9 protein-coding genes and 2 pseudogenes are annotated in these 6,838 nt (G+C 70.4%); 6 read left to right on the forward strand and 5 right to left on the reverse strand.

Annotated elements, in window-relative coordinates:
* Nucleotides 1-98: pseudogene (locus tag CSW58_RS03650) on the forward strand (ribonuclease HII); the annotation flags it as partial.
* 48 nt (nt 99-146) lie between these two features.
* On the opposite strand, the gene CSW58_RS03655 reads toward CSW58_RS03650, so the two are convergent.
* Complete coding sequence (locus CSW58_RS03655) at nt 147-680, reverse strand: dihydrofolate reductase family protein (protein WP_099446350.1); 534 nt, start codon at nt 678-680, stop codon at nt 147-149.
* 175 nt (nt 681-855) lie between these two features.
* On the opposite strand from CSW58_RS03655, the gene CSW58_RS03660 reads away from it, so the two are divergent.
* The 3 genes from CSW58_RS03660 to CSW58_RS03665 all read left to right on the forward strand — a co-directional run bounded on the left by CSW58_RS03660 (nt 856) and on the right by CSW58_RS03665 (nt 2,971).
* A complete protein-coding gene (locus CSW58_RS03660) occupies nt 856-1,638 on the forward strand; it encodes an SDR family NAD(P)-dependent oxidoreductase (protein WP_099446351.1) in 783 nt (260 codons plus the stop codon).
* Between the two features lie 147 nt (nt 1,639-1,785).
* Nucleotides 1,786-1,914: a hypothetical protein gene (locus tag CSW58_RS15630; RefSeq protein WP_255406539.1), complete on the forward strand. Its 129-nt coding sequence runs from the start codon at nt 1,786-1,788 to the stop codon at nt 1,912-1,914.
* 91 nt (nt 1,915-2,005) lie between these two features.
* The gene (locus CSW58_RS03665; protein WP_099446352.1) at nt 2,006-2,971 is read left to right on the forward strand and encodes a nitronate monooxygenase family protein; all 966 of its coding nucleotides are present in this window, start codon (nt 2,006-2,008) and stop codon (nt 2,969-2,971) included.
* 5 nt (nt 2,972-2,976) lie between these two features.
* Here the strand turns inward: CSW58_RS03665 and CSW58_RS03670 are convergent, their stop codons facing one another.
* Nucleotides 2,977-3,738: a Crp/Fnr family transcriptional regulator gene (locus CSW58_RS03670; protein ID WP_099446353.1), complete on the reverse strand. Its 762-nt coding sequence runs from the start codon at nt 3,736-3,738 to the stop codon at nt 2,977-2,979.
* Nucleotides 3,739-3,857: 119 nt separating this feature from the next.
* On the opposite strand from CSW58_RS03670, the gene CSW58_RS03675 reads away from it, so the two are divergent.
* Nucleotides 3,858-4,397 (forward strand): hypothetical protein, encoded by a 540-nt coding sequence (locus CSW58_RS03675; RefSeq protein WP_099446354.1) that lies wholly within the window; start codon nt 3,858-3,860, stop codon nt 4,395-4,397.
* Between the two features lie 13 nt (nt 4,398-4,410).
* On the opposite strand, the gene CSW58_RS03680 is transcribed toward CSW58_RS03675, so the two are convergent.
* Nucleotides 4,411-4,620, reverse strand: a complete 210-nt coding sequence (locus CSW58_RS03680) for a hypothetical protein (RefSeq protein ID WP_099446355.1) — start codon at nt 4,618-4,620, stop codon at nt 4,411-4,413.
* Nucleotides 4,621-4,765: 145 nt separating this feature from the next.
* On the opposite strand from CSW58_RS03680, the gene CSW58_RS03685 reads away from it, so the two are divergent.
* The gene (locus CSW58_RS03685) at nt 4,766-5,188 is read left to right on the forward strand and encodes a TIGR02301 family protein (protein ID WP_099446356.1); all 423 of its coding nucleotides are present in this window, start codon (nt 4,766-4,768) and stop codon (nt 5,186-5,188) included.
* A 17-nt stretch (nt 5,189-5,205) separates the two neighbouring features.
* On the opposite strand, the gene CSW58_RS03690 is transcribed toward CSW58_RS03685, so the two are convergent.
* A complete protein-coding gene (locus tag CSW58_RS03690) occupies nt 5,206-6,219 on the reverse strand; it encodes a hypothetical protein (protein ID WP_099446357.1) in 1,014 nt (337 codons plus the stop codon).
* Nucleotides 6,165-6,838 (reverse strand): annotated as a pseudogene (locus CSW58_RS13985) (hypothetical protein); the annotation flags it as partial. The gene CSW58_RS03690 and the pseudogene CSW58_RS13985, both read right to left, overlap by 55 nt.

Consider the following 6,838-nt stretch of genomic DNA (forward strand, 5'->3'; position numbering starts at 1 on the left):
GGAGGGAGGGCCTGCGCCGCCTGGGTCCGTCGCCGATCCACCGGTTGGGCTGGGCGCCGGTGAAGCTGGCCCTGGCGGCGCGCGGCGAGGCGGGCTGACCCCTGTCGGTTTGACCCCTGGCGAACGGTCCATCGCCCGACCCGACTCTAGGCCGCCCTGCGGCGCCGTTTGATCACCGGCCCCAGATCATAGTCCAGCCGCAACAAGCCCCCCTCCAGGGCCTCGATCTGGCGTAGCACCAGGCCGCGCGGCGCGGCGGCGTCGTGCTGAAACAACGGCCGCCCGCCGCCCAGCAACAGCGGAACGACGAACAGCTCCAGTCCGTCCAGCCCGCCCGCCGCCAGCAAGCCGGCCAGCAGGGTGGGGCCGCCGATCACCCGGACATCACGGCCGGGCAGGTCCCTGAGATGGGCGACCAGTTCGGCCAGGCCCTGGCGCCAGAAGGCCGCCTCGCCATAGCGGCTGGTCCCCGGGCCCGAGGTCACCACCCAGCCGCGCTTGCCGGGATAGGGCCAGCCGGCCCCCAGCTGCGGCAGCTGGTCATAGGTGCGCCGGCCCATGACCACCGTATCGACCCTCTCGAACCGCTCGACCAACGCCGCGTCAGCGGCGGCGTATGGAGCCAGCCAGTCGGCGCCGCCCTGGGCGTCCGCCGCCAGGCCGTCGAGACTGCAGGCCATGTATCCCCTTATCGCCACCCGTCCGCCCTCCCGTTCGATCGCCCCACAATGCGAAACAAAAAGGGAACGACAACAAGAAAAACGCCGATCTCGCCTCGGCCACCTTGACGTCGCCGCGCCTGGCCGATCCCATCCAAACAAGCGTTCGACACAGAAGCCGCGCGGGAGCGATCACATGGCCTACACACCCTTCGACCTGACCGGCCGCGTGGCCCTGGTGACCGGCGGCAATCGCGGCATCGGCCTGGGCATGGCCAGCGCCCTGGCCCAGGCCGGGGCCGACGTGGTCATCTGGGGCTCCAACCCCGAGCGTAACCAGGCCGCCGAGATCGAACTTCTCAAGCACGGCGTGCGGGTCAAGGCCCAGACGGTCGACGTTTCGGACGAGGCCCAGGTGCGCGAAGGCATGGAAGAGGCCGTGGCCGCCATGGGCCGCGTCGACTCGGTGTTCGCCAATGCGGGCGTCGGCTTCGGCTCGCCGTCCTTCGTCGACATGAGCACCGAGACCTATCGCAAGATCCTGGCGGTCAATCTGGACGGCGTGTTCTTCACCTTCCGCGAGGCCTGCCGCCACATGGTCGAACGGGCCAAGAGCGGCGATCCCGGCGGCTCGATCATTGGCGTCGCGTCGCTGGCCGCCATCGAGGGCGCGGCTCGCAACGAGGCCTATGCCGCCACCAAGGGCGCGGTGATCTCGATGATGAAGTCGGTCGCCGTGGAACATGCGCGCTTTGGCGTTCGCGCCAACGCCATCCTTCCGGGCTGGATCGCCACCGACATGACCCAGGGCGCCCAGGACAATCCGGCCTTCGCCGACAAGGTGATCCCGCGGGTTCCGGCCCGGCGCTGGGGCCAGCCGGCCGATTTCGGCGGCATCTCGGTCTATTTGGCCTCCGACGCCTCGAGCTATCACTCGGGCGACACCTTCGTGATCGACGGCGCCTACTCCATCTTCTAGCCGCCGGCGATCGGCAAAACTGGACTCCGCGGACCATTAAAACCCCTTGTACAGAGGGGACTTGCGGGCCGTGAGGGTTGGTGAGACAGTTTCCTCGCGGGGCAGCATCGACGTCAGATCGGCGCGCCCGGCGAGGAAACGACGGACATGAACGCTCAAGACAGCGTCGGCTTGACGCCTCAGCGCGGCCTCCTGGCCCTGATCGCCCTGGTCCTGGCCGGCATGGCCGGCTGTTTCTGGACGGCCGAGGTCAATCCCGAATCGATGATCGACTGACCGGAGCCGGCGCGCGGGGCCTGACCTCGCGGCATGCTTGCGGAGGCCGAGGCGCCCCGCCCATCCTTCTGAAAAATCGGGAGGACCTACCATGACCATCCACACGCCGCTGTGCGACCTGCTGGGGATCACCCACCCCATCCTGCTGGCGGGCATGGGCGGGGTGTCCTACGCCCCCCTGGCGGCGGCGGTGTCCAACGCCGGCGGCTATGGCGTTCTGGGCATGGCCGGGACCACGCCCGACTTCATCGCCGACCAGATGCGCCAGGTGCGCGAGCTTACCGACAAGCCGTTCGGGGTCGACCTGCTGGCGGCGGCGCCCGAGGCCCTGACCGCCAGCGTCGAGGTCATCATCAAGGGCGGGGCCAGCAGCTTCATCGCCGGCCTCGGCGTGCCGACGGCCATCATCGCCCGGCTGAAGGACGCGGGTCTGAAGGTCATGGTCGTCTGCGGCGCGGTCAAGCACGCGGTCAAGGCGCAGGAGGCCGGCTGCGACGCGGTGATCTGCCAGGGCGGCGAAGGCGGCGGCCATACCGGCCTGGTCGGCACCCTGCCCCTGGTCGCCCAGGCGGTCGAGGCCGTCGAGATTCCGGTCATCGCGGCCGGCGGCCTGCATGACGGCCGGGGCCTGGCCGCGTCCCTGGCCCTCGGCGCCCAGGGCGTCTGGATGGGCACCCGCTTCATCGCCTCGACCGAGGCCCATGCGGGCGACCTCTATCGCGAGGCGATCCTGGCCGCCGCCGACGAGGACACCATCCGCACCCGCTGCTATTCGGGCAAGCCGATGCGGGTCAAGAAGAACCCCTATGTCGACGACTGGGAAGGCCGCCCGGCCGACATCCAGCCCTTCCCCGCCCAGGCGATGATCAGCATCCGGGCCGGAGCCCTGGGCGGCATCGGCGGCCAGATCGACGGGCTCGACGCCGACAAGTCCTGCTTCGCCATGGGGCAGAGCGCCGGGGGGATCCACGACGTCCTGCCCGCCGGCCAGATCGTCGCCAACATCATCGCCGAGGCCGAGGCCTCGATCGCCCGGGTGGCGGCGCTGCGCCGATAGGGTCGCTACCGGGTCTCGACCTCGGGTAGCAGGCGGTGGAAGTGGGCCTCGACCTGGCCGTAGCATTCACAGGCCCTGCGCTCGAGGCGGGACCTGTCGATGATCTCGATACGGCCCCGTCCGGTGCGGATCAGGCCGTCCGCCTGCAGCGCGCGCGCCACGGCCGTGACCGTGGTGCGCTGCACGCCCAGCATGTCGGCCAAAGCCTCCTGGGTCAGGCGAAGGGTCGTGTCATTGGCGCGGTCATGGGCCGACAGCAGCCAGCGGCAGCAGCGCTGGTCGATCGTGTGCACGGCGTTGCAGGCGGCGGCCTGCATCATCTGGGCGATCAGGGCGTCGGCATAGCGCGAAAACAGGTCCGACAGGGCGCGGCTGCGCAGCTTGGCCTCTTCCAGTCGGGCGGTCGGGATGGTGAAGGCGTCGCCGGCGATCCTGACCACGGCCCGGCCATAGGCGGGCTTGAAGCCGGCGCTGACGATGCCGCCCAGCGCCCCCTCGCGCCCCACCGAGGCGACCTCGATCTCCTGGCCGTCGCGGGTGATGACCTGGAGCGAGACCATGGTCGAGAAGCAGGGGAAGAAGGTGGTGTGGACATCCTCGCCGACATCGAACAGCACCGCCCCCTGCGCCAGGGACACCTGGCTCAGATAGGGCTTGAGGGCGCCCACGTCGTCGGCGCGCAGCGCCGAGAGCAGTCGGTTGGCGAAGTGGGCCAGCCCCGCGCCGCGAGGCGAGCCGGGGGAAGCCGGTTCGGCGTTGTCTGGCATGGCGGTCTCCCTTGACGGCGAAGCTTCCCCTCAAGAGCGCGCGGCTGGCCGGACGGTTTCATTCGACGCGGTGAAGCTTCTGGGTCAGGCTCGGAACGTCCTCTGGAAAGGAGCCGCCGATGGCCGCCGGAAAGATCGTTCTGCAGCGCCTGAGCCAGTACAGCGCCCTGTGGTTGGGGAGTTTCCTGGTGATGCTCGGCCTGGCGGCCGGCGCCAGTCTGGTCGGGAAGATCGACATCGTGACGGTCGCTGACGCCCTTCTGCCGGGGGCCTTCGTCCTGCTGGGCGCCGCGACCGTGGTCGCCATCGTGGCGACAGCGGTGTCGCCGGCGGGTCTGGGCGCCAAGAGCCTGGTCACCGCCCTCGCCTTGCTTCTGGTCCTGCCGCTGCTCTGGGCGCCCGTCCTGGCCATCCTGACGGTGGCGGCCCTGGATGGCGCGGTGATCGAATACTCCACCGCCTATGCCGGCTTCCGCATCGCCGTCAGCCAGCTGATCTACCCGCTGGTCGCGCAGGTCGCGGAGGGCTCGATGCTGGCGACGGCCTGGGCGGGCTTCCAGGTCCTGGCCTCGATCATTGGCTTCCTGGCCTCGGCCGTGCAGGTCTGGCGGGTGGTCAAGGGGATGCTCGCGGGGCGCTTGGAGCTGACCGAAGGCTAGGACAGCGGAGACCCTAGCCCAGAAAGGTCGGCTTGAGCAGTTCGCCGCTGTCGTCTTGAAAATGCATGTGCACCGGTAGACCCACGCCGGAAGCCTGCTGCGCCAGCCGGACGGCGGCGGCCTGGGCCAAGTCGCGGGTCGGATAGCGCCCGACCCTTAGATGGTCGCCGATGATGGACCAGACTTCACCAACGCGAACCACGCCATAATGCACTTCGGTCATGAAGACCTCCCTGAGCCGAGGGGCTCGTGCGTTATCCACAGCCTCTTCCTTAACCAAGGCGATCGCAAGGCCGAAGTGGCGAGGCGGTTTCGCCTGCGGCGCGCGCGGCCGTGACAGGGACGTCGGCCTAGTCAATATTGCGACCATGCGCCGTCTCGCCCTCACCATCCTGCTGGTCTTCGCCGCCGCCTCGGCCCACGCCCAGGACCGCGCGCCCGCAGAGCGCCAGACCCTGCTCGACCTGGCCTATGTGATCGGCGAGAGCCATGCCCTGCGCCAGGCGTGCAAGGGCGCCGATGACCAGTACTGGCGATCACGCATGGTGCGCCTGACCGAGGTCGAGCAAGCCGACCAGGGCTTCGACGCCCAGATGCGCGAGCGATTCAACACCGGCTTCGCGGCCAAGCAGGGGGAATATCCCACCTGCGACTCCGCAAGCCGCCTGGCAGAGCGTCAGTCGGCGGTTCGCGGCCAGGCCCTGGCGGCTGAACTGTCCCGCTCGGTGCGCCTGTCCAGCGATCCCGGCCTGCCCCCCGGGGCCGAAGCCCCCGAGATCTCAGCCCAGTAAGGCGCCGACGCCCGCTCCTAAGGGTTGGCGGCTTCCAGGCCTTCCGCATCGCTCTGGGCGGTCCAGGCCAGCGCGGCGCGGTCCATGACCAGGGTCTTGTCCGACAGGGCGCTGGCCATCAAGCCCGGCGGCTTGGCCGGCGGCGGCGCGGCGCCGCGCGGCCAGCCTTCATGCAGTTCGACCGCCGTCACCTCGACCGCCCCCGGCCCGTCGGCGGTGAAGCTCAGCGTGACGCCGTTGGGATCGGGCGCATGGTACTGCAGGGTCGACCATTGGCCCGGCGCGCTGTCCAGCTTTAGCGGACGGCCATTGAGACGCGCCTCGTTGAGCGGGCCCGAGGGCTTGACCCGCACGGTCAGCACCTCGGCCCCGGGCGTTGGGGTGACGCGGATCAGCAGGCGGTCGCCCGCCTTCTGGATCACCAGCCCGGGGCCCTCGATCGGCACGTCGCGGGTCGGGGCCATCCAGACCGGATCGCGATAGAGCGGCGGATAGGGACGCTGCACGGGCTTGGCGCCGCCGTCTTCGAGGGTGACCCGGCTCCAGGCGTCCAGGCGACTGGCCGGCGCGACCCGCCAGGCCTCGCCTGTCGACAGGTCGGCCAGATGGCTGGCGCTGGTCAGGCGCGGCCGAACGGCTGTCCCATCCGACAGGAGGCCGTAGGCGATCAGGCCAACACCGAGACCCGCCGCCACGCCGGCGCTGATCTTCGCCCAGCGCGATCCGGCGAAATCATAGGCCAGCGGCAGCAGGGCCGGCGTTGCCAGCAGGGCGAAGACCGCCAGGATGGCCGGCTCGCCGAGACCCAGGCCCGCGAACACCCAGGCTCCCCAGGCGCCCAGTTGGGCGGTGACGAGGATGGCCGCCAGGGCGACAAATCCGGTCAGGACCATGGCGATGCGCCGGTCGCGCGTCCCGCCCACGGCGGTCACCAGGGCGCAGGTGAGGCTGGCGGCCAATAGGGGCCAGGCGAGCATCACCGATCCGCCGGGCGCCAAGGCCTGTACGGCGACGGCCAGGACCAGCAGCACCAGCAGCGATCCCAACCACGCCCCCAGACGCCGACCCCGCGCCCGAGACAGGCCCAGGCCAGCGCGATGACCACGACCGCCAGGACCAGGCCCACGGGGTCGAACCCGCCGACGAGGCTGCACAGACCGCCGGCCGCCAGCGCCGCGACGCTGAGCCCGCGTCGGGTCCCGCCCCTGGCCTGCAGGATCAGGACGGCCAGGCAGACCCCGACCAACAGGGCGGCGGCGCCCAGCATCAGGCTGTTGAACTGGCCCAGCAGGGCGTAGAGGCGCTGCTGGTCGCCGGCCGCCATCAGTCGTCCGGCCAGATGCAACACCAAGGCCCCACTGGCGCCCATCAGCAGAAATCCGCCGGCGCCGCGCGCGATCTGGAAGCCGGTCACGGCCTTGCCGCCCAGGGCGCGATAGCCCGAAAAGCCGATCATCAGGGCCGAAAGGATCAGCAGCGCCCAGCCCGCCCACACGGGATAGGCGACCAGGACCAGGCCCAGCAGGTCGGAATAGATCAGGTTCGGCGTCCGCTCCGGCAAGGTCGCCGCCTGGGCTAGGGCCCGCACGGTCGGCAAGGCCTGGTCGCCCAGATGTTGCAGGCTGCCCTGCTCCAGATGGTCGGGCGTGG

The sequence above is a fragment of the Caulobacter sp. B11 genome (assembly GCF_002737765.1).
In the GTDB taxonomy this organism is placed as follows: domain Bacteria; phylum Pseudomonadota; class Alphaproteobacteria; order Caulobacterales; family Caulobacteraceae; genus Caulobacter.

Bases quoted from the DNA above. Each gene is read 5' to 3' on its own strand.
- CSW58_RS03670 (WP_099446353.1), bottom strand. From the start codon at position 3,738: ATGCCAGACAACGCCGAACCGGCTTCCCCCGGCTCGCCTCGCGGCGCG.
- CSW58_RS03655 (WP_099446350.1), bottom strand. From the start codon at position 680: ATGGCCTGCAGTCTCGACGGCCTGGCGGCGGACGCCCAGGGCGGCGCC.
- CSW58_RS03675 (WP_099446354.1), top strand. From the start codon at position 3,858: ATGGCCGCCGGAAAGATCGTTCTGCAGCGCCTGAGCCAGTACAGCGCC.
- CSW58_RS03685 (WP_099446356.1), top strand. From the start codon at position 4,766: ATGCGCCGTCTCGCCCTCACCATCCTGCTGGTCTTCGCCGCCGCCTCG.
- CSW58_RS03680 (WP_099446355.1), bottom strand. From the start codon at position 4,620: ATGACCGAAGTGCATTATGGCGTGGTTCGCGTTGGTGAAGTCTGGTCC.
- CSW58_RS15630 (WP_255406539.1), top strand. From the start codon at position 1,786: ATGAACGCTCAAGACAGCGTCGGCTTGACGCCTCAGCGCGGCCTCCTG.
- CSW58_RS03665 (WP_099446352.1), top strand. From the start codon at position 2,006: ATGACCATCCACACGCCGCTGTGCGACCTGCTGGGGATCACCCACCCC.
- CSW58_RS03660 (WP_099446351.1), top strand. From the start codon at position 856: ATGGCCTACACACCCTTCGACCTGACCGGCCGCGTGGCCCTGGTGACC.